Below are 26183 nucleotides of genomic sequence, written 5' to 3' on the forward strand. Positions count from 1 at the left end.
GCGATATATGCAAAAAGTAACACAATTATGTAAACGAAAATCAGCGTCGTTTACTCCGCTCGCAGTGCTCTGTGCTGCTATTTTCTCACAGCCAAGTTTTGCAGGGAGTTGGCAGCAAAATGTCAGCATTGGCGGTTTTAATAATGTTCACATTTACACTCCTGATACGCAATCAAGCATAGGCAATGGCCATTCTTTGATGCTAGTACTGCATGGCTGCGTGCAACCCATTAATAACTACTTAACTGCGAATCTTGAAGATGCAGCCGAAGCCCATGGCATGGTAATAGCCGTTCCTGATGCGATGAATAAAGCAGGCTATAGCTGCTGGTCATATTGGCAAGGAGCAATCAATAGAAGTTCTGGTGATTATAAAAATTTAATTAATTTAGCCAATGCATTGAGCGCTGATGCAACGCGTAATATTGACCCTAAACAAGTGTATATTGCAGGTTTATCATCTGGGGCTGCAATGGCTGCACAAACGGCTTGTGTAGCGCCTGATGTATTTGCTGGGGTTGCACCAAGCGCTGGGCCGACCATCGGCACAAGTTCAAGTGGGGCAATTTCGACCTGTGAAACAGTGTCTGAAAACACCTTTGTATCCCGCTGTGAAAGCTATGCTGGCAGTTATAAAGATCATTTTGCCACACAAATCGCGGTGATTGGTCACGGCACTGCCGATACCACAGTGAATACTTGTTATAACCAGCAAAACGCAGATGGCTTTGCTGCCCTTTATGAGGTTAATCAACTTTCAGGCACAACGACCATAAGTGATGATGCAACACGCACTGCTGAGCAGTCACTTTGGCAAGACAATCGGGTTGCTATGCTGTGGTTTAATAATTTGAATCACTCGTGGTCGGGCGGACAAGGTGCGTCTGGCGATTATGTCGCAGCAAACAGTATTAATTTTGCAACCTATCTCGGTGAGTATTTTGCGGCTAATAATAAACGAGTTGATCGTAATGCAGGCCCTGAAATTAGTAATTTAACTGCCACAGACAGTAATAATCAGCTCACCATTACAGGCAGTGCAGTCGACCCTGAAGGCACTGTAACCAATGTTGATATTAATGTGTATAGCCTAGCAGGTGGCGCGGCAAGCTTAATTGAATCACTGAACGTACAAGTCGATGCGAATAATAGCTTTAGCGGGGTGACAAGCGTACTCAGCGATGGACTTTATGAAGTGCGTGTCAGTGCCACAGATAACGAAGCGAAACAGGGGGATGAAGCTAATCTTACGGTACGTGTCGGGCCAGAGCCTGCGGCTACAGCACCACTACTGAGTGATACTGCGGCAAGTGTAAACGGGCAGTGCGCTACAGTGACGGGAACGGTGATTGATGATAATCAAAACTTAAGTACTGTCGTGGTCAGTTTTAGCAATGGTGATGTGACAGCTACAGTGAATGGGCTTGCGTACTTTGCTGAGCAATGCAATCTGGCTGGTGGCAATAATACCGTAGTGATCACCGCAACAGATGATACTGCGCTGACATCAACAGATAGCATTAGTTTTGTCATCGATGCTGGCGTGACAGGCGATTACAATCTTCATATCAACGAAGGCCATATTAGCTGGGGCGAAGGTTACTCTGCCTGTTATTTAGCGTTTGGAACCGCTGCCTTTACTATGCGCGAGTATTCAGCGGGTACCAATCAATGTCAGTGGATCGCTGATGATGATTCAAGTTGTGCAGGGCCATTACAGGCATGCAAAACCACCACCGAACCGACTAATGACGCAGACAACGACGGTGTGCTCGACGGCGCAGATAATTGCCCGAATGTAGCGAATGCTGATCAAGCTGATAACGATAATGACGGGATTGGTAATGTGTGTGACAGCACTCCTGATGGTGAAACGAGTGACTCTGACAGCGATGGTGTTAGTGATAGCCTAGATAACTGCCCGCTGGTGGCCAATAGTGATCAACTGGATAGTGATGCAGATGGTGTGGGTGATGCGTGTGACTCAACCCCGAATGGTGATTACCAATGCACTGAAACCACCTCTAGCAACTATGCACATGTGCAAGCAAATCGCGCAACCACGAATGGCTCTTACGCCTATGCGGTAGGCTCAGGTGATAACCTAGGTCTTTATAACACTTTTTATACCAGTACCTTAGCGCAAACTAGTGCTGGATATTATGAATTAGGTAATTGCCCTAATTAATAAATGTGTGTCGCCCAAACGGGCGACATAGCTTTAGTTACTCTTATATTTAAACCATTACCGCCTACGTTAAAAATGATTACAGGATTACTAGTGGAATTGTTGAAACAACTAGTCACGACGCTTTTTGCTGTTTTCAACAATATTTAAATGCTTCAAATTTGTTTACTAATTTAAGCTGGTTGGCATGATTGGTCATAAAGATGATTTTAGTGTTCTTACCAATTTTATGTTTTTATGTTGCACCCTCATCTCAAAATTTTCTCAAACTTATCAATTCCCGTAAATAATCAAATAATCTAATAAAATTAACTAATTAAGTTAGTAAATAATTTTACTTGATAGCTTTTATTTTTATCGCGACAGACTTTTTTGAATATTGGTCAATATTCTTTTCTTTTTTTTGTAACGCCAATTGGTTGACAATGTAATTTATTGGTAATAACTTATGTTGTTATTGGTAACCTTGTTGTGCCAGTTTGTGTAAGTGCTGCTATTAAGATGTAGTGCTGTGAGATTTAAAAAATTTAACTAGGCGCACTTTTCGAAATGGTTAACTTCATTCAAAAGTGTCAATTTATTTAGGAGTTCTACATGTCAAAACCAACGATCGGTTTTATCGGCCTTGGCCTAATGGGTGGCAATATGGTCGAGAATCTACAAAACAAAGGCTATCAGTTGATTGTGATGGATCTTAATAAAGAAGCCGTTACAAAATGTGTAGAGCGAGGTGCTCAAACAGTATCGACAGGTAAAGAGTTAGCCGCTGCTTCAGACATTGTTATGCTTTGCTTAACAACATCAGATATCGTGGAAAAAGTAGTTTATTCAGATGAAGGTTTATTGGATGGACTAAAAGAAGGGTCTGTTTTAATCGATTTTGGTACATCAATTCCTGCCTCAACTAAGAAAATTGGTAAAGACCTTGCTGCAAAAGGCGTAGGTATGATTGATGCACCTTTAGGGCGTACTCCAGCGCATGCAAAAGATGGCTTATTAAATATTATGGCTGCAGGTGACTTAGAGACGTTTAATAAAGTGAAGCCTGTATTAGATGATCAAGGTGAAAATGTGTTCCATTTAGGGGAGCTTGGCGCAGGTCATACAACAAAGTTAATTAATAACTTTATGGGTATGACAACGGTATGTGCGATGTCTCAAGCATTTGCTGTTGCTGATCATGCCGGCGTAAATCGCCAACAACTTTTCGACATTATGTCTACGGGACCATCAAATTCACCTTTTATGCATTTTTGTAAAAACTATGCGGTGGATGGAGTGAGTGATCTTGGGTTTTCAATTGCAAATGCAAATAAGGACTTAGGTTACTTTTTACAGATGGTAGAGGATCTTGGCACTGTGTCAAAAATTGCTGAAGGCTCATCGGCGAACTTGCAAGCTGCATTTGATGCGGGAATGGGTCAAGGCAATGTGCCTGAGATTTTTGATTATTTCAAAAGCTTAGTTAAGTAAAGCCATTTGCCAAAGCGCTTCACATCGTGAAGCGTCTGAACACACATAATAAAGCTGATGGCGTTTTTCGTCGAAATATCAGTAAAAATGAGTTAACTATGCGATTGATTAAACTAAATATAATAAAGCTTAGCCTAGTTATTCTTGGTTGTTTTTCGACAACGATTGCAGCCAAAGACTACTTAATAGACAACAAACAAGCTTACGCAAAAATAGCCAACACGTTACAAGCAGGTGATACCGTAATTTTACAAAATGGGGTGTGGCATGACTTCGAAATTGTTTTATCTGGTCAAGGCTCTAAACAATTACCGATTAGATTAAAGCCGCAAACTAAAGGTAAGGTTATTTTATCTGGGCAGTCAAACCTTCGTTTAGCAGGGCAGTATTTGCATGCCAGCGGCCTTGTTTTTAAAAATGGTTATACCCCGACATCCGCGGTTATTGAGTTTCGTAATGGTAAAGAACTCGCATTTAATTCGCGTGTCTCTGAAATGGTAATCGATAATTATAACAACCCAGATAAGCGCGAATCTGATTATTGGGTAGCGCTTTATGGTCAGCATAACCGTTTTGATCACAACCACTTGGAAGGTAAACGAAATAAAGGAGTAACAGTTGCGGTTCGGTTGAACTCTGAACAAAGTCAGCAGAATTACCATCAAATTGACCATAACTATTTTGGCTATCGTCCTGTATTTGGCTCTAACGGTGGAGAAACGTTACGTATCGGGACGAGCCACTACTCGTTGTCCGATTCGCACACATTAGTTGAGAACAACTATTTTGAACAAACCAATGGTGAGGTCGAAATCATTTCGATTAAATCAGGGAAGAACCATATTCGAAATAACGTTTTTTATGAAGCTCGCGGCACACTTACACTGCGTCATGGGAATGGAAATATCATCGAAGAAAATATTTTTTTCGGTAATGGTGTAGAGCATACTGGCGGCATTCGCGTTATCAACAAAGATCACATTATTCGTAATAATTATCTCGAGCGATTAACGGGATTTCGTTTTGGCAGTGGCTTTACGGTGATGAATGGTGTGCCTAATTCGCCCATTAACCGCTATCACCAAGTTGAAAATGCGCAAATTGAAAACAATACCTTTATAAATGTTGAACATATTCAGCTTGCTGCTGGCAGTGATGCTGAGCGCAGTGCTGTACCAATTGATAGTGTGATGAACAATAACTTGATCATTAACGACTCGCAGCAACCGTTCACAGCTTTTGATGATATTAGTGGCATTAAGTTTAGTAACAACATTGCCAATACAGCCGTATTACCATCGCTTAGCAAGGGAGTTAAGCAACAGCAAGTTAAGTTAAAGCGTAATAAAGCGGGCTTACTTTACCCTGTTTCAGAGTCAGTTTTTGCGGGGGCTAAGGCTGATTTAACTGTACTGAAAAAAGCAGACACAGGAGTGAGCTGGTACCCTAAAAGCCCTGCAATTGTGGCTTTTGATTCGGGAAAAACCCATCGAGTGGAAAATTCTGAGAAGGATCTCCTGCTTAAAATTGAACAAGCGCACTCTGGTGATGTACTTGAACTATCAGCAGGAGACTATGACCTCGCAAAACTGGTCGTGATTGATAAAACCCTTTCTTTTAAGGCGGCTCAAGATGGCGCTGTGAATTTGACCTTTGAGCGCTCTAGTTTGTTCGAAATTCATGATGGCGGCAGTTTAAAATTAGAAGGGTTAGTTATATCTGGTAAAAACAGCCCAGACTCAGCGGGTAATTCGGTTATTCGTACTAAAAAATGGGGCATGGTTGAAAACTACCGTTTGATTATGGAGCGTTGCCAATTAATTAATTTAGATATTAATCATACCTTTGATTTTTTTAAAACGGGTAAAGGTGCACTAGCGGATGAAATCACTTTAATTAATAACCAGTTTAGTCAGGTTACTGGTGATATCTTGCGCCTTGACAGCGAGATTGAAAACTTAGGTGTGTATAACGCAGAGTATGTCACCTTAACAAATAACCATTTTGATAATGTTAGCGGTGCGCTAGTTAAGCTTTATCGTGGCGGCACTGATGAAAGTACGTTTGGTCCACACTTTTTGTTAAATAATAATACACTGAACTCAGTGGGTTTAGGGAAGCGAAATCAAACTAATGCCAGTGTTTACTTACATGGTGTGCAAGTTACCGAAATCGCCGAGAACGCGTTTACCAATTCTGCGCCGATTGTCGTTGAACATACCGTTGGTGAACCGCAAACGCGTATTATCTCAAACACGTTCACTAATACAGCAAAACCACACATTAAAGAGCTAAATATTGCAGGCTCGCATACGGCTATTTTAAAAAATAACCAAGTGATTCAGAAGTAGGGAGCAAGCATGAAAATATTTAAATTTTACACAGGCTTAAAAATAGTGGTAACTGCTCTGGCTATTACCACATGCAGTGCTTTTGCGACGCACCCAAATTTAGTAATCACCCAATCTGATGTTGAGAAGATGCGCAGTGCGCTTAACCAATCGGGTCGCTTTAATGATCGGTATCTTGAGCTAAAGCACCAAGTAGATCAGCAACTTGCTTTTGGGGTTGTTGTGCCGTTACCTAAAGATGGTGGCGGTGGTTATAGCCATGAGCGTCATAAAAAGAATTATCAGCTGATGTATGGCGCTGGCATAATTTACCAGTTAAGCCAAGAGCAAAAATATGCCGATTTTGTGCGCGATATGTTACTTGAATATGCCGCACTCTATCCAACGTTAGATGTGCACCCCAAACGTAAAGTTAAGTCGCAAAACCCAGGAAAATTATTTTGGCAAAGCTTAAATGAAGCTATGTGGTTGGTATACACAATTCAAGCTTATGATTTGATCATTGAGACACTAACAGATCAAGACATTAATGACATTGAGCATAAGCTATTAAGACCTGTGGCACTCTTTTTATCACAAGGACAGCCTTCTACTTTTAATAAAGTACATAATCACGGCACTTGGGCTACAGCTGGAGTTGGCATGGCAGGCTACGTGTTAGATGAGCCACAGTGGGTTGAAAAGGCGCTGTATGATTTAGATAAATCTGGTAAAGGTGGCTTCTTAAAGCAGCTTGATATGCTTTTTTCACCTCAGGGGTATTACAACGAAGGCCCCTATTACCAGCGCTTTGCGTTACTCCCTTTTGTTACGTTTGCCCAAGCTATTGCACATAACGAACCTGAGCGAAAAATTGCACACTATCGTGATGGCATTTTGCTAAAAGCCATAGATACTACAATTCAACTAAGCTATAACGGTTTGTTTTTTCCGATTAATGATGCAATTAAGAGTAAAGGGATCGACACCATTGAACTTGTGCATGGTGTGACGGTTGCTTACGGTTTAACGGGTGATACAGGCTACTTAGATATTGCTCAACAACAAGGGCAAATTATTCTTTCGGGAGATGGTTTAGAGGTTGCAAATGCGTTAGATGAAGGATTAGCAACACCCTATCAGTTCAGGTCCGTCGCATTTGGAGATGGCAGCCAAGGAGATGAAGGGGCGCTTGTGATCATGCGCAGCAAACCCAATGGCGAACAGGCATTACTCTTTAAACCTGCTTCTCAGGGATTAGGGCATGGCCACTTCGATAAGTTAACCTGGCAGTTTTACGACAAGGGACAAGAAATTGTTTCTGATTATGGTGCTGCGCGTTTTTTAAATGTTGAAGCCAAATTTGGGGGTCGTTACTTACCGGAAAATAACACCTATGCAAAACAAACCGTAGCGCATAATACAGTCGTTGTGGACGAAATCAGTCATTTTAATTCAGATGTAAAGCAAGGAAACAAACATGCTCCAACGCTAAATTTCTTTGAAACCTCGGAATACGGCAGTGTATCGAGTGGTCAAATAAATACAGCTTACGAAGGGGTTGAGCTTGAGAGAACGCTTGCTTTGGTCGAACTTAAAGAACTAGGTAGTACTATTGCTATTGATTTATACAGTGTCAACGCATCACAACCTCACCAACTAGATTTGCCTTTGCATTATAAAGGGCAATTTATCGATAGTAATTTTGATTTAAATACGCAGAGTCAACAGATGACGGCGCTGGGTAAAAAGAATGGTTATCAACATCTTTGGTTAAGAGCCCAAGCTCGTCCTGAGAAGGGGTTAGCTAAGGTCACATGGTTAAATGAAAATGGCCGCTTTTATACTTTATCAAGCTTAGTGAATGGCGAAGAGTCGTTTTTATTCACGCAAGTTGGTGCAAACGATCCTAATTTCAATCTACGCAATGAACATGGTTTTATCCGCCGAGTGAAAGGTGTAAATAGGCATCAATTTATTTCAATACTAGAGCCTCATGGTGAATATAACCCGAGCAAAGAATATACCCTCGTTGCACAAAGCCGATTATCTGCCTTGTCACACACACAACTGGGGGAGCTTACGCTTATTGAGTTAACTGTGGCAGATAAGCCTTATTTAATTGCCATTAATAACAACAAAGGCGCTAGTAAAAGATCATTTAAATATAAAAATCAATCATATTCATTGGACGGCCACTTAGGCGTTTATTTGATGACCAACATTTAGGAATAGTTGCCATGACTAAACAAAGTGAACATTTTACATTTGCAAGCGACGCTGAAGTTGAAGACCTAGGGAATGGCCTAAAACGTCAAATGCTTGGTTATAACGAAGAACTAATGGCCGTTAAAATTTGGTTTGCACAAGGTGCTATTGGCTATAACCATGCTCACCGTCATTCACAAGTTACTTATGTTGTTGAAGGTGAATTTCATTTTAATATTGATGGTGTTACCAAAGTATTAAAAGCAGGTGATAGCTGTTTTATTCCTCCTTTTGCAGATCACGGTGCAACTTGCCCAACGGGCGGTATTTTAATTGATACCTTTAGCCCAGCTCGTGAAGACTTTTTAGAGGATGAATAATATGAAACTTCAAGGTTTACGCTGGTGGGTAATTGCTCTAATAGCACTGGCAACTATTATCAATTATATCGATAGACAAGCGCTTAGTGTGCTATGGCCTGATATTGTTGAAGAACTGTTTCCTGATGAATCAGCTTTAGAGCGAAAGCAAATTTATGCCAATATTTCGATTGTTTTTGTATTTGCTTATGCATTTGGGCAAGCAATTTTTGGCAAAATTTTTGATTGGGTTGGTACGCGCTTTGGTTTTGTTTTATCAATAGGTGTGTGGTCGCTAGCAACCGTGGCTCATGCATTTGCCCAAGGAGTAATGAGCTTAAGTCTTTTTCGCGCTATTTTAGGCGTTGCAGAAGCTGGGAATTGGCCGGGAGCTGCAAAAGGCAATGCTGAATGGTTTCCAACTAAAGAGCGTGCCTTAGCACAAGGAATTTTTAACTCTGGTGCTGCAATTGGCGGCATTATTGCAATCCCTCTTATTGCTTATTTAACTGTCTACTTTAGCTGGCAAATGGTGTTTGTTGTGGTAGGTGTTATGGGCTTCTTATGGCTAGTGCCTTGGCTTATTCTAGTGAAAGCTCCACCAGGCTCTCATCCATGGATCAGCGAAGAAGAAAAGCAATACATCTTAACCGGCCAACGTCAGTCTACAGCCGATAACACCAATGATGAAGAATACAACCCAAGCACGACTGAGCTTTTAAGTCGTAAACAAAGCTGGGGCGTTATCATTGCATCAGCAGCAATTGACCCTATTTGGTGGTTGTTTGTTTTTTGGATCCCAATTTACCTCAATGAAGTCTATGGCATGGATGTTAAGTCAATTGGAATTTATGGTTGGGTGCCTTATGTAGGCGCTATGTTTGGTGCATGGTTTGGTGGTTTACTTGCGCAAAACCGTTTAAAAGCCGGATGGAGCACGGATAAAACACGTAAGCTCACCATTACATTAGGCTGCTTAATTATGTTGCCAGCCTTAATTGCCATGGCAAACCCAGGCGCGCCCGTAGTAGCTGTATTGATTATGGCTGTGATTTTATTCGGTTTTCAAACAGCGATTGGTAATGTGCAAACGCTACCGAGTGACTTATTAGGGAAAAAAGCAGTCGGCACCTTATCGGGTATTTCTGGTATGGCTGCAAAACTAGGTGCTGTAGGTCTAACGTCATTGGTGCCTTACTTAACTGCCGGCGGTAATTACACACCTGCATTTGTGATTGGCGCATCGCTTGCGATTATTGCGATGTTGGCTGTTTGGCTATTGATCCCAAAAATTGAACCACTAAGCAGTAAAAAGTAACCCAAATAAAGGCTTTTTAGATTCTCTAAAAAGCCTTTTTAATTACAGGATAAAATAATGAAAAAAATCTTCTTTCTGGGTGAATGCATGGTTGAGTTAAAAGCTATTTCAGATAGCACGCTAAATCAATCATTTGCTGGCGATGTTTATAATTCAGCGGTGTATTTAAAGCGTTGTTTTAGCTCACTTGAATGTGGGGTTGTAAGTGCTATCGGTACGGATGCGCTCAGTATTAAAATGCGGCAGCGATTTGTCGAAGAAGGCCTAGCGACACAGCTTGTCTTCACACATGCTAATAAAGTACCCGGTATTTACTACATTGAAACTGATGAGCAAGGGGAGCGCAGTTTTACCTACTGGCGACATGACTCAGCAGCCCGTAAAGTGGTGGATTTTTTTAACCCAAGTGTTGAAGAAGAATTAGCCAGTGCAGATATGCTGTTTATCTCGGGTATTTCATTGGCTGTCATTGAACCAGCAAGCCGAGATTTATTTTGGCAAATCGTGCAGCGGATAAAAAAAGCGGGCGTTAAAATCGTTTTTGATCCCAATTATCGAGCCCGGTTGTGGCAGAGTGAGCAAGAAACTAAAGGGCAATACACTATTGCATTCGAACTAGCTGATATTTGTCTACCAGGTATTGAAGATTTAACGACACTTTATGAGCTTCATAGCGCACAAGCCGTTATGGACTATTTAGCGCAATTTAATATCTCAGAAGTCGTTGTTAAAAATGGCCCAAGCTCTGTCTTTACAAAAATAAATGGTCAATTGTTTGAGCATCAAATTACACCAGTTACACATGTTGTCGACACCACATCAGCAGGCGATGCATTTAATGGTGCTTACCTAGGTGCCAGAATGGCAGGTATGGATGAACATAAAGCTGTACAGCTTGCTGCAAAAGCCGCTGCTGTGGTGATCCAGCAGCCAGGAGCAATTACACCAAAAGAACACTTTGTGAAAGCCATGCAGAGTACTTAATTTCAAAACTACCTTTTAACTGCTCGTTAGCAGCAACTTGATCTTTACCAATTAATTTAAAGAGAGAACGAACATGATCCGCTTTTCTGAACTGATGTCAGGGCAAACACTGCTGCCTCTTATTCAAGCTGAGACACCTGAACAAGGGGTAAAAATAGCCAAAGCAATGGCTGATGCAGGGCTAGGGCTGGTTGAAGTTGTACTTAGAACGAAGGCTTCATTAGCGACTATTTCAGCGATAAAACAACAATTGCCCCAACTCACGGTTGGTGCAGGGACGGTTATCAACGAAGGTATCCTACAGCAAGCAATTAAAGCAGGTGCAGATTTTATTGTTACACCTGCTGTGTCAGCAAACTTACTTCAAGCGCTAAAAAACTGTGGTTTACCGGTTGTTCCCGGTGTGTCTAATACTGCAGACATTTTACTGGCATTAGAGGCCGGCTTTACTGAGCAAAAGCTATTTCCAGCTTCTTTATCAGGAGGGCCGGCGTTTTTAAAAGCTGTGTCGAGTGTGTTCCAAGATGTTCGCTTTTGCCCAACAGGTGGCGTGAATGAGCATAATAAAGATGAATATTTAGCATTAGATAATGTAATTGCAGTAGGAGGCACGTGGGTCGCTAAACAACAATGGGTTGAGCAACAAAACTGGCAAGCGATTACCGATGCATGTATTGCAGCGAATAAAGCATAACGGAGGCTGAAATGTCGTTGTTAGATACAGCTGTTAAAGCAGGGGTGGTTGTTGGTAGGGATGTTGCAAAACTATACGATGATGCTAGAGAGAACCACTATGCCTTACCGGCAGTGAATGTGGTGGGGACATCATCAATCAATGCAACACTGGCAGCTGCAAAAAAGGTGCAGTCTCCGGTTATTATTCAGTTATCAAATGGGGGCGCACAATTTTTCTGTGGTAAAGACTGTGGCTTGGAACCGCAACATGCTGCGGTTGTAGGTGCTGTCAGTGCCGCGCACTATGTGCATGGTGTTGCAGCGCATTATGGTGTGCCAGTTATGTTGCACACAGATCATGCCGCAAAATCATTACTACCTTGGATAGATGGCTTACTAGATGAGGGAGAACGTTACTTTGCAAAAACGGGCAAACCTTTGTTTAGCTCTCATATGATTGATTTATCTGAACAGTCCTTAGAGGAAAATATCGAAACATGTGAACGTTACTTAGTTCGTATGGCAAAAATAGGAATGACACTTGAAATCGAGCTGGGCTGTACTGGGGGCGAAGAAGATGGGGTTGATAATAGTCACCTTGATAGTTCAGCGCTTTACACCCAACCAGAAGATGTTGCTTATGCCTATGAAAGACTCAGTAAAATTAGTCCTAATTTTATAATTGCCGCCTCGTTTGGCAATGTGCACGGCGTGTATAAACCGGGTAATGTAGTATTGACCCCGCTTATTTTAAAACAATCTCAGCAGTTTGTAGCCAAGAAATTTAATTTGCCACATAACAGTTTGAACTTTGTTTTTCATGGCGGTAGCGGTTCAGAACCAGCAAAAATTACTGAGTCGCTAGGCTATGGTGTGGTAAAGATGAATATCGATACTGATACACAATGGGCATGTTGGGATGGGGTGTTAAATTATTACCGCCAACATAGTGCCTATCTGCAAGGTCAAATTGGCAATCCAGACGGCGACGATAAACCAAACAAAAAGTATTATGATCCAAGAGTTTGGTTGTACCAAGGCGAGCAAGCAATGACAACGCGGTTATTGCAGTGTTTTAGTGATTTAAATTGTATCAATAGGTACTTACCATGCAACGATTGATCCCTGTATTAAAAGAAGATGCTGTCGAGACTGAGCTGATCATGCTGATCAGAACTATTTTAGCGGCATGTAAAGAAATTGCTTTTCGCGTGAGTCAGGGAGAGTTGGCAGGGGTACTTGGCTCCACCTTGGATGAAAATATCCAAGGTGAGGTGCAAAAGAAGCTCGATGTAATCGCAAACCAATTACTTAAAGACATGTTACTTGAAGAAGCATCGGTTGCGGCTATTGCATCTGAAGAAGAAGATCATGCCGTAGCTGGTAACGCTAAAGGCCAATATATCGTTGCTTTTGACCCCCTTGATGGCTCTTCAAATATTGATGTTAATGGCCAAATTGGCACTATTTTTACTATTTATCGCAAACGTGATGATGTTCCCTTTGATAGCGATGAACAATTCTTACAGGCTGGTGAAAGTCAGGTATGCGCAGGTTATGTTTTATATGGAGCATCGACGTTATTGGTTATGAGTACGGGCGGACCAACTCGCTGCTATACCTTGGATTTAACCCATGGAGGCTTTTTGCTAACAAAACAGCAGATGCAGGTTGCAAATACACGTAATGAGTTTGCTGTAAACATGGCTAATTATCGCTATTGGCATGCTACGGTACAGCATTACTTTGACCAGCTTCTATACGCTGATGAGCAATTTGACAAAAGCGCTATGCGTTGGAATGCAGCCATGGTAGGAGATGTACACCGGATTTTAACGCGAGGTGGCGTTTTTATGTACCCAGCAGATCGCCGAGTGGGTAATGAGAATGGTAAAATACGGTTACTTTATGAGGCAAACCCATTGGCAATGTTAATTGAAAATGCACAGGGACAAGCCACTACTCAAGGGCAGAGAATTATGTCGATAATGCCAACTAATTTACATCAACGAGTACCCGTAATTATTGGCTCACCTGAGCAAGTAAAAGGGTTTAATCAGACTGTTTTTGAATAAACTAATTTAGAGAGTAGGTTATGTTAGGACTCATTCGCGGATTAGCATTAGGGGCTTGTTAGTCTATTCGAACTGACTAAACCACCAAATGATAAAAGCGCTTTGTATTTTTTGGAAACATTCATTATTTATCGTTGGGATAACTGAAGTGGAATTAACTTAGGCTACTTTTACGCTGATGCAAACATTGAGTTTGAAGGTAGCACTTGTATTTATACTTATAATACCGATGAGAATGGAGACACAATTAACTAAGGCAACCATGGTGTCGTAAATAAATATGGTCCTCACTTATTTACTGGAGTGACATTTAAGTATTAACCTATTATTTAAGGATAATACCAGCCTACACTAAGACATGTTATTTTGAGGTATAAAACTAGTCGCTTCTTGCGTTAAAAATACTATTTACGACCGCATAGGTATAAAAAGAGCGTATATTCGCTCTTTTTTTGTTTTAACTTATTGGTTAACCAATTTTTAGGTGTTTTTACACGAAGATCACATGTGAATTGTTATTGATATGTGTTTTTACGTACACCTAAACCATTTAAGTTTATGTTTTTTATCTGCTTGTTTGTTTTTGTTAGTTGTAAAAAATATTGGTAATAATTTTTATTGAATATTTTTTAAATAAAGTTATTACCAAAAGGTTGATCTTTTTTGTGGTGAGTGTAATTATTTGGTTAACCTTTTGTGGGGTAGTTAGCAATTTTACAACAACAATTATTTACATCATGCGTTTGAATACACAGGAAACACTATGAAACACACACTCTCTAGTATTACGTTAGCGATACTCTCAGCAAGTACACTCAATGTTGCATTTGCGCAGCAAGAACCAAGTCAAACAAAAACGGAAGAAGAATTTGAAGTGATTGAAGTCTCAGGTATTAGACAGTCACTTACTAACGCACTAGCGGAAAAGCGCTCAGCGGACAGTTTAGTTGAAGTTATTCAAGCCGTAGACATAGGTAAATTACCAGATCAGAACTTAGCTGAAGTACTAGAAAATGTTACTGGTGTTCAAATTACTCGCCAAGCAGGTGTTGGTACAGGTGTTCAAATTAGGGGAACTAATGCTAATAGAACAGAGATAAATGGTGTCTCTACTGTTGGCTCAGGTTCAGGTCGCACGGGCATTAGCTTTGAAGATGTGTCTGCCTCAATGATTTCTGCTGTTGAAGTTATTAAGTCACCGGAGGCGAAGACCATCGAAGGCTCGGTAGGTGGAACAATTAATCTACGTACAATTCGCCCTCTACAACTCAATGAAACACTTGCTGCAATTCGTGTTCAAGGTGAAGATAGTAGTTTATCTACCGATGGTATGAAGCCTAGAGTCTCAGCATCATGGGGCGATAATTGGGAACTATCTTCTGGTGGTGAGTTTGGTGCTGTTTTTAGTGCAAGTTATGCGGAGCAGGATGTCACGGCTTTTAGACCTCGTGCAGATAGAGATAACTCTGTAGCTGCCGAGAGTGGAGCTCAAAGCGCTCAATCATTTGACTTTCTACCAATTCAGTTCTTGATCCAAGATTACGATAATTACGAGTCCGAAACCGTAAACTTTGCAGGTACACTCGAATGGGCGCCAAATGATAGTACAAAATTTTTCTTTGATGCTGTTGTAAATGATCAAGATCGCCGTCAAGAAAGCTCTCGTGTTCAGGCCTCTGGTGTGAGTGATCTTAGGAATGTATCTGCTCCAACGGAATTTGAAACGATTCATTTTGGCACCTTAGACGGTCAAGACCTTGGTAGTATTGAGGCTGCTCTAAAGGGCGTTATTCCAGTAGAAGATGGCGGAGCAGATCCAAATCTTCGATTCTCAAGTGATACAAACTCACGTCAAACTGATAGTCAGATTTTCCGTTTAGGCGGTCAGTGGCAAGGAGATGATCTATTTGTTAGCGTTGAAGCATCTACATCTCGTTCAGATTCAACGACTCCAAGTTTCAATACAACATTGAATTTTATTAACCCGAATGTTGCTACAAATGACTCTAATGAAAATGGAACCCCCTTTGAGTATGACTTAAGTGGTGGTGCTTTATCCTTTGGTATTGCCCAAAGTGAAGCAAATGCGCCAACCAGCTCACAGTTACTCGACCCTGCAAATGTCGTCTTACGCGATGTAAACCAAGGTCGTGACACAACTGAAAATCAAGAAGATGCATTTCGCACTGATTTTGTTTATTACCTCGACGGTATCGTTACATCAGTTGATTTTGGTTATCGTTACAACAAATCTACAAGTACTTCAGACCAAATTCGCAACAATGTTGGTCTTCGTAAAATGGCTGACAGCCCATCGGGTGACCTATTCGCAGAACTTTTAGTTGCTGGCCCAGATAATTTTAATGCTGCAGATGGCCGCAAGCTATACATTAAAGATTTTTTACTTATTAACCCTGAATTAGCAGGTTCAAATCCAGACTACGTATTAAGCGTTTTAAATGATGCAATTGCGGCTAATAATGCCATTACCGGTTCTGATCGCGCACCAATCAGCTCGCCAACTTCACAAGTAAGTGCGTTTTTTGATATTGAAGAAGTTACTCATGCTTTGTATGCACAAGCTAATTTTGAGTATGAAATGTTTAGAGGTAATATCGGTGTTCGATATTTACAGACAGATATTACCTCTGTAGGTAATTCTGTCACTGTCGATGATGAAGGGAACCAAGTAGTATCGCAAATTGTTTCTGAAGCAGATTATGATTTTATTTTACCGCGTCTTAACCTAAGCGCGAATGTCTCTGAGGATGTGATTGTTCGTTTAGGGTGGTCAAAGGATATTCGTCGTCCAGATTACGATGACCTATCGACTTCAGTTTCATATAGCACAAGTCCGAACAGCGCGGTGTCAATTGGCAACCCAGGTCTTGAGCCAGAGGAAGTAACTTCGTTTGACATCTCTACTGAGTGGTATTTTGCCCCTTCAGCATTAGTGAGTGTTGGCTACTTTCATAAAAAACGAAAAGATTTACATGTAACTCGACAAGTTGACCCTTATGAAGACCCAGCTACAGGCTACCGTGATACCACAGGACCTGTTTGTGAAGAAGGTGGTACTTTTAATCCGATCGCCGATATTAATGTATTTGGCCCGGAACCAGGGGTTGGGCTTTGTGTGCCAACACAAACTACGATTAATGATTCAGATACGCGAACTCAGCAAGGTGTAGAACTGGCATTTCAATATGACTTGTCAGAGTTTGAGAATGATTTAGGTTGGGCTTCAGGCTTTGGCGTCATGGCTAACTATACCTATCAAAAGTCTTCTGGAGGAGAGGCTATAGATACGGCTACGAGTAGAGCTAATGCCATTTTCGCATTAACAACGGGTATTGAAGATATTACCGTTTCTGCTAAGCAGCCATTAATTGACCTTTCTGAAAACGCGTATAATTTTACTTTATATTATGAAAAATATGGGTTTTCAGCTCGTGCCCGCTACACGTGGCGTGAAGGTTATCGTTCAGAAGACTTTGGTAGTACATCAAGCTATCCATGGGGTTTCCCGGTTGTTCAAGAAGATCGTGGACAATTAAATGCGAGTGTTAGCTATGATGTGACAGAACAACTTAATTTAGCTGTTGAAGCGGTGAATTTAACTGAGTCAGAAGTTAGCCAGTCATGTGTCAATGAAGGGGCTTTACTTTGTTATCAAGGTTTAACTGACCGTCGTATTACATTTGGGGTAAGTTATAAATTCTAACAGTTCTATTTAGAAAAAAAGCAAGCTGAGTAGCTTGCTTTTTTTATATTTAATTAGGGGTGCTTGAAACTTCTAAAGAATCCGCCTTAAAGTTCTGCTTATCTTTATTGAGTTAAATGTGAGATCGAATACAAACCACGAGTCTCATTCGTTTTTCTTCTGATCTCTTCAAGTGCTTTCTTTTCACTTGCCGCAAATAGTGAGTTAATTAAACGGTTAAAGTGGTTGTGCATTGCTTTACGAGCCGCAGATGAATCCTTATTCGCAATTGCCTCGTAAATACTTGTGTGCTCTTGAAGGCGTTGCTCATCACTTTGCGAACAAACATCTTCATAGGCAGCGATTATTTGCGGCTCAGAACGCCTTAATTTCCATAAGTTCTGAATAGACATCACAATGGCATTATTTCGAGTCGATTTAGCAATAATTTCATGAAAACGCTGATCAGCTTCAATTGCCATATCGGGCACTTTCATATCTTCTAAACTTTGCTTTAGCGCAGCAAGTTCTGGTTCTTGAATTGTCGCAGCTGCTAATGCTGCTGCTTCAGCTTCAACCAAAGCACGAGCTTGGGTTAGCTCAAATGCACTGATTGGTTGATCTACAGTCTCTACTTTGCAGTTATCGGTAACAAATACACCAGAGCCAGTTTTAACTTCTACACGGCCACGAACTTCTAACGCGATAATTGCTTCACGTATTGTTGGTCGGCTTACTTGATGAGTGTCGGCTAATTCGCGTTCTGCAGGTAAGCGACTCCCTACAGGGTAGATCCCACGATCTATCTGAGACTCTAATTTATCAACAACGGTCCAAAAACGTCTCCGTCTTTTCATTATATCTCTCCCGATCTTCAAATTAGTCATATCTATAAAAACGATTTTGAGTCTTAGATAACTAATGCGAAGAACGCTTATTAATTGGTAAGTTTTCTGGTAAAACAATAATTATAATTGGTAAATTACATACCTAAGCTAATCTTGTCAATTTGCTTTTATAAATAACTGAAAGTGCTGATAGGTAGTGGACTTTTCAATACACAAACTGATTCTAAATTTTAGTAATTGGCAATAATAAAACCGGAGCAATCAATGCAAAACTATGAAGGATATCTTTTTGATATGGATGGCACATTGGTTAATTCTGAGCCGCTTAAAGCAAAAGCTTTAGCAATGACATGCTTAGAATTTAACGTAAAAATCAAAGCTGAAATATATAAAGAAGTAATGGGGCAAAGTTGGCAAGCTGTACTTGAATATATTTTTAGCCACGCAAAAATTAGCAAAGTACCAGAAAGCTTCAACCCGTGCTTTGAAAAAAACTACAAAACGTTATTGAGAGCAGAGCTAAAATTAAATAATGGAGCTAAAAAGCTCTTAAACGATGTTAAGAAAAATGAAAAAAAATGTGCCTTAGTAACCTCAGCGTCGCAGTGGATGGTCGATACTGTTTTATCATTAATAAATTTAGAGGATGTTTTTGATGTGATAATTACTAATGAACAAGTGACAAATTTAAAGCCTCACCCAGAAGCGTATCAACTCGCATTAAAAAAATTAGCTATAACCAGTAAACAAGCCATTATTTTTGAAGATTCTAGGTCTGGAGTAATTGCAGCACAAGCAAGTGGCTGTGAAGTAATAGGCTTTCTGCACAACTATAATCAAAAGCATAATCTTGTGGAGTTAGTCCCGTGTATTGATAGCTTTAACAACTATAGTTTGACTGACAGATAGATAAGTGTCGCCTACGAAGACGACACTGTTCTAAATAAGGTTTAAAACTTATAAGTCAGGGTGAGGCTACCGTTTGTTGGTGCGCCATAATAACCTACAGTTTGCAAGCTATTGATGTACTGCTCATCAGTAATATTATTAACGTTAGCTTGTATTGCTACTTGGTCATTAATATTCCAACGCGCGAAGGCGTTTAGCAGCGCGTAACTACCTTGCTTAACATTGTAATCAGTACTTTCGATTTTAGATTGCCAACGGCCATTTAAACCAACCACCACTGCATCTGTTAGTGCATAATCCACTGTTACACCGACAACATCGCGAGGTGCCCATTTATTCGTGTCATCACCATTTTCATCTGTAACATCAATATGTGTATAAGATGCGACGATATTCATAGCGTCGGTGATTTTACCTGTGACTTCAAATTCATAGCCTTCTGACTCAATAGACACGCCTTCATAGTAATAAATACCATCTTCAGTGAGGCCCGCATATTGCGCAAAGTTATCTTGCTCAGCAGTAAAATAGGCAAATGTTGTCATTAGAGCATCATCAAACCAAGAAGCCTTAACACCGGTTTCAAAGTTAGTGCCTTTGGTAGGTGCTAAGTATTGGCCGTTGTAATCAGCTTGCTCTTGCGGCTGATAAATGTCTGAGTAACTAGCATATAAGTTTAAATCATCGTTTAACTTATAGGTAAAGCCGATATATGGGCTTGTTTCGCTTTCGTCATTATCGATAGATGCACCGGCATTCATGCCTGAGCGTTCAAATTCAATAGCGTTAAAACCAACCACGGTAAATAATTTATCAGTAATATTTAACTGAGCAGAGCCAAAGTAACGGGTTAGCTTTTGTTCAATATCCGAATAAAGAACCGGTGTTAACCAATCCGGTTCTGGAATCGCATCTAAATCGTACGGAAACGCAGGCGTTGGTCCATAAGCCGGTGTATTGTCAAAATCAAACGGGTGTTGATACATCACATCATCACTTTTTGCATGGCTTACACCAAAGCTTGCTTGGTGCTCTTTACCAAATAATTCAAAGGCACCAAATGCTTTGATTTCAAATAAATCAGCATCTACTTCACTGTCGTAACGACCCGGCCAACCACTTAGGCCAAGATTGGTGTCTTTATCAATGCTGCCACTGGCATAAAATAGTTTGTCTTGCTCTTCAAAACCACGGAAGTTGTAGCTCGCTTGAAGTTGCCACGCGTTTGCAAAGACATAGTTGTATTCAACAAATGCAGAGGTGTTAATGGTGTCCCACATTGTCCATTCTTGGGTGGTTGTGTCGCTTTCGTCCCATTTAGCTTGTGTGCCATCTGTGTAGTTATAAACAAGGCCGCCCCAAGTATTGCCATCGGTGTCTGCATCTTGATATGAATATCCCACAGTAACCGTTGAGTTATCTGTAAGCTGACCATCTACTACCGCAGAGAAAAACTCTCGGTTGTTCTCAAGTCCATCGAGATATGACTCTTTATCTTCAGCAGCAGCCACAAAGCGTGCAGCCCAACTACCTGATTCGGTTAATAATAGTGAATAGTCAGCTTGTAAACGTTTAAAATCCCAAGAGCCAACAGAGACACCGATTTCGCCGCCGTTTTCGTTTTTAGGGCGTTTGCGCACATAGTTAAGCGTACCCGAAGCATTACCTACACCAGTAAGTAAGCCATTAGCACCACGAATAACTTCAATTTTTTCATAGCCGTACGCTTCCATTGCGCCAGTGACAATACCCCAGTCATTCGGTAAGCCAACCCCATCGATTTGTGTATTCTTAATTTCAAAACCACGTGATGTATAGTTAGTACGGTTAGTTTCCCATTCTTCAACATTGATACCAGGTGCTAAGCGTAAAGCATCATTGACGTTAAAAGCAGAGTAATTTTTTAATTGCTCAGCAGAGATCACACTAATTGATTGCGGAGTTTCATCAATTTCGAGTGCTAAACCTGTCGCGCCTTCACTAATACGGTTCTGACGTATGCCAACAATTTCGATTTTTTCGACATTGGCCTCTATGTCAGTCGTTTGTTCTGCAAAACTGATTTGAGGGTACAATGCACAAAGAATAGCGGTTGCAATAGGCAACTGAGTGAACTTCATTTTTATCTCCGCGTGTTATTTAGCAAATTTTTATAGGGTTATTGTTTTTAATAAGGAAACAATCGGCGGGTAAGTTATCACAACTGATAATAGTTATCATCACCATTTATCGCAAAAGTGATATGTTAATACAAATAAATGTAACAAATTATGTCAAAGAGTTTTGTGTATATGAAAAGGCGAGTTAATTTAAGGCATGAAAAAGACGCCCAGAGGCGCCTTGATTTAGGTGTATTTATTTTCTGCGGAGGGTATATGTGTCTTCATCACGAACAGTAACAGTTTGAGCAAGGCTTACTTCCTCAATATCCATAACATGTACTCGTTCTTTAGCGTGAAGTAATTCTTCATCCATAGATTGCTCTTCTTGAAGGAAGTAGAAATGCTTGCCTAATTGACCACCGTCATGATCAATATCGGCTTGGTATAGATTGTAATCTTTGTTACCTGCAACTGTTTCTAGTGTGCCCGAAGTACCCGAACCAGGTAAAATTGCAAAATAAGCCACTCGTTCAGGAACATGACCTTCATTCAAACTTTCTTGCTCATAAAATGCTGCTTTAAAGCCTGTTGTTGCTAAACTTTTGGCACGCGTATAGGCACTGTGTCCGCCATTGTAGGTTTGAATTTGCAAAAAGACGTAAGGTTTTGCGCTAAATGCTTCCGTAAATACAACATCTGTAAACTTTCTAGAGTTAGACAAGCTAAAACTACCAATTTCAACAATTGTACCGTCGCTCATTGTATAGCGACCTTCATTCATTGTTAAAAAGTCAAAAGACTCAGTTTCGTCATGTTTTGTGTTTAAATATTGCCAATTCTGGAATGAAATCTCAGAGCTATTCGTTTCAATATTCTTTAAACGAATAACACCACCATTTTCATCATGCACGGTTACTGCTGATGAAAACACTGCTGGTTTTGTAAAATACTGATCTTGAAAATCAAATGACTGCCATTCACCACCTAGTTGGTTATTAACTGTTTCTGAGTAGTAAGGAATGCCATCATTTGCAATAGCGCAAGGTGCTTCAGTGTAACAACTTGTTGAGTTTAATGTGTTTGTTGTTAAGTCACTGATGTGAATCGGCAAGGTTGCAATAAGGCAAGTTTTTCCTGAATAAGGGCTAAGTTTATAAAGTTTAGATTCGTTTTGATCACCATGATCATTGATAATTACACGACTGATTAAAACGTCACCTTTTTGGCTTAATGTTGCACCTGTGACATTAACAAGGTTGTGATTGGCTAATTTAGTATATGAATAGTCATTACGATCAATGCTATATACCGAAGTCGCTGTTACTAATAAAAGGTCACCATTTTTAAAGACTAAATCAGCGCGGCTTAAGCCATCAACACCACTGAAGTCAGCTAGTACAGTTTCTTCGCCAGTGTATTTGTCTATGCGATATAGCTTTGAAAAGCTCACTGCAAAAAATGAATCAGTATCTGAAGCGTATGCCATACCGAAAACTGATTTAGTCTTACCTACAACAACATGCTCGCCTGTTGCGTGATCAAAATAGGCTAAGCGACTGTATTTATATTTGTCACCTCTAATAGGTAAACTTGGAAATTGCTCATCACTGATATCAAGGTGGCTAACATCTACTTTGAATTCAAGTGGAATAGGTGAAGACACATAATAAGTGCGGTTAGTTGTTTCGTCATATGCAATTGCAGCAGAACTAAATTTTGCAACAGAGTCTGCTCTAGCGGTTTTTTGCAGTTCATCGAGACCGAATACAACACCTAATTCGCCTCTGCCGGCATTCATTGCTACTAATTCCCCTTGACAGCTATTAGCGACTGCATAAGAAGTCAAAAAGCTACTTGAAAGAGCTAGGGTTGATAGAAATAATTTGGCTTTTATCGACATAAGTAAATCCCACTGTTAGGTTTCTAGCGACACAAAGAGATAAGACCACTTTGTATTAATAGTGAGCATTATAGTGAGAACTCTCACTTTACGAATGCCGATAAAAGCTGTTTTTAAGTCTGAAATTTAATCTTTAAGTACTAAAAAAAGCATGTTTAATGTTAAATTAGCTGTTTTTCTGACTTTTCTGATCTTGTGAATCACTCGACATCGAACTGCCAACCGAGGCGGTAATCACTAATAAAATGGCCAGCCACTGCCATACACTTAAAAATTCAGAGAGAATTATAAAACCAGCCAATGCTGCGATCGCAGGCTCTAAACTCATCATGATGCTAAAGCCTTGTGCGGGCATATTGCGAAGTGCCACCATTTCTAACGTATAGGGTAGTGCGCTAGACATAATAGCCACTAAAATACCAAGTGGTAATACTTCCCAACTCAATAATGCAGCGCCTTGCGAAACGGCACCGTAAGGTACAAGCACAATCGCGGCGACGCTCATCCCCATGGCTACAGTCATCCCGCCAGAGCCTTGGTTTCCAGTTTTTTTGCCAAACAATATATAAAACGCCCAACATGCACCTGCTGCAAGGGCTAAGATCACGCCCACAGGATCGAGGCTGTCTTCGCCTTTCATGTCAGGTAGCAATAAAATAATGCCAACAATGGCGCAGGCTACCCAAAACAGATCGCGCTTTTTACGAGATGAAAGTAGGGCAACAGCAAGGGGGCCAGTAAACTCCAGAGCAACACCAATGCCTAAAGGAATGCGCTCAATCGCGTAATAGAACAGGATATTCATGCCACCTAAACTCAGTCCATAAACGATGATCGGCATGCGTTGCCCTATCGGCGGAAAAGCTCGCCAAGGCTTAAAAACCAGGCACAAAATAGCAGCTGAAAAACCTAATCGAAGTGCTGTGGTACCTTCAGGGCCTATTAAAGGGAATAATTGCTTTGCAACAGAGGCACCAGATTGAATGGTAACCATTGCAAGAAGCACGCAAATAACAGCAATAAAAAACGGTGGAATGGTGCGCTGCATCACTGTCCTTATGAAAGTTAATAGTTCAAGTTTGCGGCGATTCTACTGATGTTTTGAGGGAGAAGAAATGTTTTTCGTTAAACGGACACAGATTTTCGATAAAGCAAAATTATGGGTATCAAATTGCTTTGATACCCATAAAGAGAGTGCTTAACTTTGTCCTGCTTGTTCAAAGGTCGGCATGATGGTTTGCGTGGCCTGTTTTTGCTGCTGGCGTTTTGCCACTTTAAAGAAAGTAGCCGCAAAAATAGCAGCGACAATATCAACTAAATAGCTTGAGTAAAATAGTGAGTTGGTGTCGCTGGCAAGTTTTACTAGCGTAGATAACACCATTAATGCACACAGACTTGCGAGTAAATAAAACCCAACCGTGGTTGCCTTTTGCACAGGTTTTAAGAAGCTATATATTACAAAAACAAAAAAGGCTGCATAGTAACTGTATAGGGTAGCGTAGTTTGTGTTGCTAACAAATGCAGGTAGCCATTTGGCAGCGACGAGTGTAAAAGCAACGGCAATCATAGACCCTAAACAAACGCCAATGGTGAGTTTTGCCATAAACAAGGTACTGCGTTTATTAGGATCTTTTTTGAAGCGTTTGTCTATCCACAGTAGATTACCTGAATAGAATAAGAAGGCGCCAAGTAATCCCATAATGAAGTAACCCCAACGACCCCAGTCTCCTCCATAGGTGCCAAAATGAAGTGAGAAAATACTGGCAACCATGTTACCCCACACTGCATCTTCGCCTTGCGGGTAGCTTGAGTTAACCACTTCTAGTGTGTACGGGTTCATGAATAGGTAATCAGTATCTGGTCCACGCACTACCGCATTATTGTTACTCATCATAAACACCGCAGAAGGTGATGCTGAATTTAAATTACTATAGCGAATATGGATTGGCTCATAGCCGGGGGCATAGTTTTTCGCTGCAAGTACTTGCTCATCTACACGTGGTAAGTTTTCAATATGAAAACTTTGCGCGGCAGGTGTAGGGCGCTGAAACAATGGCTTACCATCATAAAATTGCGCTAAACCACCATAAATAAAATCATGAAACGCAAACACCACCACAGTAAATGCAATGACTAAGTGAAATGGTAAACTGGCGATACCGATAAGGTTATGGCTATCGAGCCAGAATCGACTAGGCCCTTTTTCTTTTCGCAGTGCAAAAAAGGTTTTAACTAATGTCGGCAGTAAAATAATTACCCCAGAGACCAAAGCTAAAAAGTACAAAACACAGGCAATGCCAAGAATATAAACACCAGATTGGTCATGGCCAATTTCGCCTATAAAGCCTGCTGTACGGTGTAAATAATCAACTAAATCGGCAAGTTCGTTTTCGGTTTGTGCGCTGACGTTTAAAGTGCCATCAGCATTTAGGTGTGCGAAGTTAAGTTGTTTATCAAGCTCCATGCCTCGGGCATTGCCTTTGATATACCACGAAAGAGGTGCATCTTGGGTATGTAAATCAAGGTTAAAGCCTTTAGCAAGCTGTTCGCCTCGCTCATTAATTGCCGTATCTACCAGGGTTTGGTAGTCATAATCAGAGCTGGTGATTTTAGGGGCTTGAATAGGTGCTGCCCATTGCTGGATTTCGTGTTTGAACATGGTCAAACTGCCCGCATAAAAACCAATAAACAGCACTAAACCTGCAATGATGCCTGTCCATGTATGTACACCTTGATAGGTACGAAGAATATCCGATCTGACTTTCATGATGCACTCCTTAGCATAAAAAACACGCCATAAAGCAGCACAGTTAAGCTGCCAAGCACAAGCCACGCTTGCTTTGCTGAGTTGAATAAATAACTAAAACTAAAAATGGTTAGCCAAACAGGCGTGATCATCCACATGTTAAATTGCACTTTATCGCGAGCATCAATGCCTCCTGGGCCATACCAAGCAAAAAATGCAACGAAAATAAATGAGAGGGCTAGCCCTAAAAATGCACCCGCTAGGGTTTTCCCTAACCAAGTTGGTTGGCGTTTAGATGAGCTTGTCATGAATTATCCTTTTCTTTTCAGCAGGCTAATAAAAGGGATCAGCATCAACATTAGCAT

Annotated in this window: 18 protein-coding genes; 12 read left to right on the forward strand and 6 right to left on the reverse strand. The window is 40.8% G+C overall.

Going from position 1 to position 26183, the window contains the following annotated elements:
* The first annotated feature begins 7 nt into the window (after positions 1-7).
* From NO991_RS01635 to NO991_RS01685, 11 genes are all read left to right on the forward strand, one after another.
* Positions 8-2188, forward strand: a complete 2181-nt coding sequence (locus tag NO991_RS01635; RefSeq protein WP_371351604.1) for a PHB depolymerase family esterase — start codon at positions 8-10, stop codon at positions 2186-2188.
* Between the two features lie 594 nt (positions 2189-2782).
* Positions 2783-3661: an NAD(P)-dependent oxidoreductase gene (locus tag NO991_RS01640; RefSeq protein ID WP_371351605.1), complete on the forward strand. Its 879-nt coding sequence runs from the start codon at positions 2783-2785 to the stop codon at positions 3659-3661.
* A 98-nt stretch (positions 3662-3759) separates the two neighbouring features.
* Positions 3760-6012: a polysaccharide lyase 6 family protein gene (locus NO991_RS01645; RefSeq protein ID WP_371351606.1), complete on the forward strand. Its 2253-nt coding sequence runs from the start codon at positions 3760-3762 to the stop codon at positions 6010-6012.
* A gap of 9 nt (positions 6013-6021) precedes the next feature.
* A complete protein-coding gene (locus NO991_RS01650; RefSeq protein ID WP_371351608.1) occupies positions 6022-8220 on the forward strand; it encodes a heparinase II/III family protein in 2199 nt (732 codons plus the stop codon).
* Positions 8221-8231: 11 nt separating this feature from the next.
* Positions 8232-8579: a cupin domain-containing protein gene (locus tag NO991_RS01655; RefSeq protein WP_054553983.1), complete on the forward strand. Its 348-nt coding sequence runs from the start codon at positions 8232-8234 to the stop codon at positions 8577-8579.
* A 1-nt stretch (position 8580) separates the two neighbouring features.
* On the forward strand, positions 8581-9876 hold the full coding sequence (locus NO991_RS01660; RefSeq protein ID WP_138618286.1) for an MFS transporter: 1296 nt from the start codon (positions 8581-8583) through the stop codon (positions 9874-9876).
* Between the two features lie 57 nt (positions 9877-9933).
* On the forward strand, positions 9934-10860 hold the full coding sequence (locus NO991_RS01665) for a sugar kinase (RefSeq protein ID WP_166338618.1): 927 nt from the start codon (positions 9934-9936) through the stop codon (positions 10858-10860).
* 73 nt (positions 10861-10933) lie between these two features.
* Positions 10934-11554, forward strand: a complete 621-nt coding sequence (gene eda / locus NO991_RS01670; protein ID WP_138618290.1) for a bifunctional 4-hydroxy-2-oxoglutarate aldolase/2-dehydro-3-deoxy-phosphogluconate aldolase — start codon at positions 10934-10936, stop codon at positions 11552-11554.
* Positions 11555-11565: 11 nt separating this feature from the next.
* Positions 11566-12657: a class II fructose-bisphosphate aldolase gene (gene fbaA, locus NO991_RS01675; RefSeq protein ID WP_138618292.1), complete on the forward strand. Its 1092-nt coding sequence runs from the start codon at positions 11566-11568 to the stop codon at positions 12655-12657.
* Complete coding sequence (locus NO991_RS01680) at positions 12645-13610, forward strand: class 1 fructose-bisphosphatase (protein ID WP_235373178.1); 966 nt, start codon at positions 12645-12647, stop codon at positions 13608-13610. The genes fbaA and NO991_RS01680 overlap by 13 nt, the downstream gene beginning before the upstream one ends.
* 763 nt (positions 13611-14373) lie before the next feature.
* Positions 14374-17334, forward strand: coding sequence for a TonB-dependent receptor (locus NO991_RS01685; protein ID WP_166338630.1), 2961 nt, complete (start codon positions 14374-14376; stop codon positions 17332-17334).
* A gap of 104 nt (positions 17335-17438) precedes the next feature.
* Here NO991_RS01685 and NO991_RS01690 read toward each other — a convergent pair whose 3' ends face one another.
* A complete protein-coding gene (locus tag NO991_RS01690) occupies positions 17439-18170 on the reverse strand; it encodes a FadR/GntR family transcriptional regulator (protein ID WP_054553975.1) in 732 nt (243 codons plus the stop codon).
* Positions 18171-18425: 255 nt separating this feature from the next.
* Between NO991_RS01690 and NO991_RS01695 the strand changes: the two genes are divergently transcribed.
* Positions 18426-19070, forward strand: a complete 645-nt coding sequence (locus tag NO991_RS01695) for an HAD family phosphatase (RefSeq protein WP_166340730.1) — start codon at positions 18426-18428, stop codon at positions 19068-19070.
* Positions 19071-19111: 41 nt separating this feature from the next.
* Here NO991_RS01695 and NO991_RS01700 read toward each other — a convergent pair whose 3' ends face one another.
* From NO991_RS01700 to NO991_RS01720, 5 genes are all read right to left on the reverse strand, one after another.
* Positions 19112-21190, reverse strand: coding sequence for a TonB-dependent siderophore receptor (locus NO991_RS01700; protein ID WP_371351610.1), 2079 nt, complete (start codon positions 21188-21190; stop codon positions 19112-19114).
* Positions 21191-21425: 235 nt separating this feature from the next.
* Positions 21426-22970 carry a hypothetical protein gene (locus tag NO991_RS01705; RefSeq protein ID WP_194441322.1) on the reverse strand — a complete coding sequence of 515 codons (1545 nt, stop codon included), beginning with the start codon at positions 22968-22970 and terminating at the stop codon, positions 21426-21428.
* A 268-nt stretch (positions 22971-23238) separates the two neighbouring features.
* On the reverse strand, positions 23239-24120 hold the full coding sequence (locus tag NO991_RS01710; protein ID WP_138599398.1) for a DMT family transporter: 882 nt from the start codon (positions 24118-24120) through the stop codon (positions 23239-23241).
* A 150-nt stretch (positions 24121-24270) separates the two neighbouring features.
* Positions 24271-25839 carry a PepSY-associated TM helix domain-containing protein gene (locus tag NO991_RS01715; protein ID WP_371351611.1) on the reverse strand — a complete coding sequence of 523 codons (1569 nt, stop codon included), beginning with the start codon at positions 25837-25839 and terminating at the stop codon, positions 24271-24273.
* On the reverse strand, positions 25836-26126 hold the full coding sequence (locus NO991_RS01720) for a hypothetical protein (protein ID WP_119853064.1): 291 nt from the start codon (positions 26124-26126) through the stop codon (positions 25836-25838). The genes NO991_RS01715 and NO991_RS01720 overlap by 4 nt, the downstream gene beginning before the upstream one ends.
* Positions 26127-26183 lie beyond the last annotated feature (57 nt).

This window comes from Pseudoalteromonas sp. DY56-GL22 (assembly GCF_041414715.1).
Taxonomy (GTDB): domain Bacteria; phylum Pseudomonadota; class Gammaproteobacteria; order Enterobacterales; family Alteromonadaceae; genus Pseudoalteromonas; species Pseudoalteromonas simplex.

Coding starts and splice junctions, on each gene's coding strand:
- NO991_RS01635 (WP_371351604.1), top strand. CDS start 8: ATGCAAAAAGTAACACAATTATGTAAACGAAAATCAGCGTCGTTTACT.
- NO991_RS01640 (WP_371351605.1), top strand. CDS start 2,783: ATGTCAAAACCAACGATCGGTTTTATCGGCCTTGGCCTAATGGGTGGC.
- NO991_RS01645 (WP_371351606.1), top strand. CDS start 3,760: ATGCGATTGATTAAACTAAATATAATAAAGCTTAGCCTAGTTATTCTT.
- NO991_RS01650 (WP_371351608.1), top strand. CDS start 6,022: ATGAAAATATTTAAATTTTACACAGGCTTAAAAATAGTGGTAACTGCT.
- NO991_RS01655 (WP_054553983.1), top strand. CDS start 8,232: ATGACTAAACAAAGTGAACATTTTACATTTGCAAGCGACGCTGAAGTT.
- NO991_RS01660 (WP_138618286.1), top strand. CDS start 8,581: ATGAAACTTCAAGGTTTACGCTGGTGGGTAATTGCTCTAATAGCACTG.
- NO991_RS01665 (WP_166338618.1), top strand. CDS start 9,934: ATGAAAAAAATCTTCTTTCTGGGTGAATGCATGGTTGAGTTAAAAGCT.
- eda (WP_138618290.1), top strand. CDS start 10,934: ATGATCCGCTTTTCTGAACTGATGTCAGGGCAAACACTGCTGCCTCTT.
- fbaA (WP_138618292.1), top strand. CDS start 11,566: ATGTCGTTGTTAGATACAGCTGTTAAAGCAGGGGTGGTTGTTGGTAGG.
- NO991_RS01680 (WP_235373178.1), top strand. CDS start 12,645: ATGCAACGATTGATCCCTGTATTAAAAGAAGATGCTGTCGAGACTGAG.
- NO991_RS01685 (WP_166338630.1), top strand. CDS start 14,374: ATGAAACACACACTCTCTAGTATTACGTTAGCGATACTCTCAGCAAGT.
- NO991_RS01690 (WP_054553975.1), bottom strand. CDS start 18,170: ATGAAAAGACGGAGACGTTTTTGGACCGTTGTTGATAAATTAGAGTCT.
- NO991_RS01695 (WP_166340730.1), top strand. CDS start 18,426: ATGCAAAACTATGAAGGATATCTTTTTGATATGGATGGCACATTGGTT.
- NO991_RS01700 (WP_371351610.1), bottom strand. CDS start 21,190: ATGAAGTTCACTCAGTTGCCTATTGCAACCGCTATTCTTTGTGCATTG.
- NO991_RS01705 (WP_194441322.1), bottom strand. CDS start 22,970: ATGAATGCCGGCAGAGGCGAATTAGGTGTTGTATTCGGTCTCGATGAA.
- NO991_RS01710 (WP_138599398.1), bottom strand. CDS start 24,120: ATGCAGCGCACCATTCCACCGTTTTTTATTGCTGTTATTTGCGTGCTT.
- NO991_RS01715 (WP_371351611.1), bottom strand. CDS start 25,839: ATGAAAGTCAGATCGGATATTCTTCGTACCTATCAAGGTGTACATACA.
- NO991_RS01720 (WP_119853064.1), bottom strand. CDS start 26,126: ATGACAAGCTCATCTAAACGCCAACCAACTTGGTTAGGGAAAACCCTA.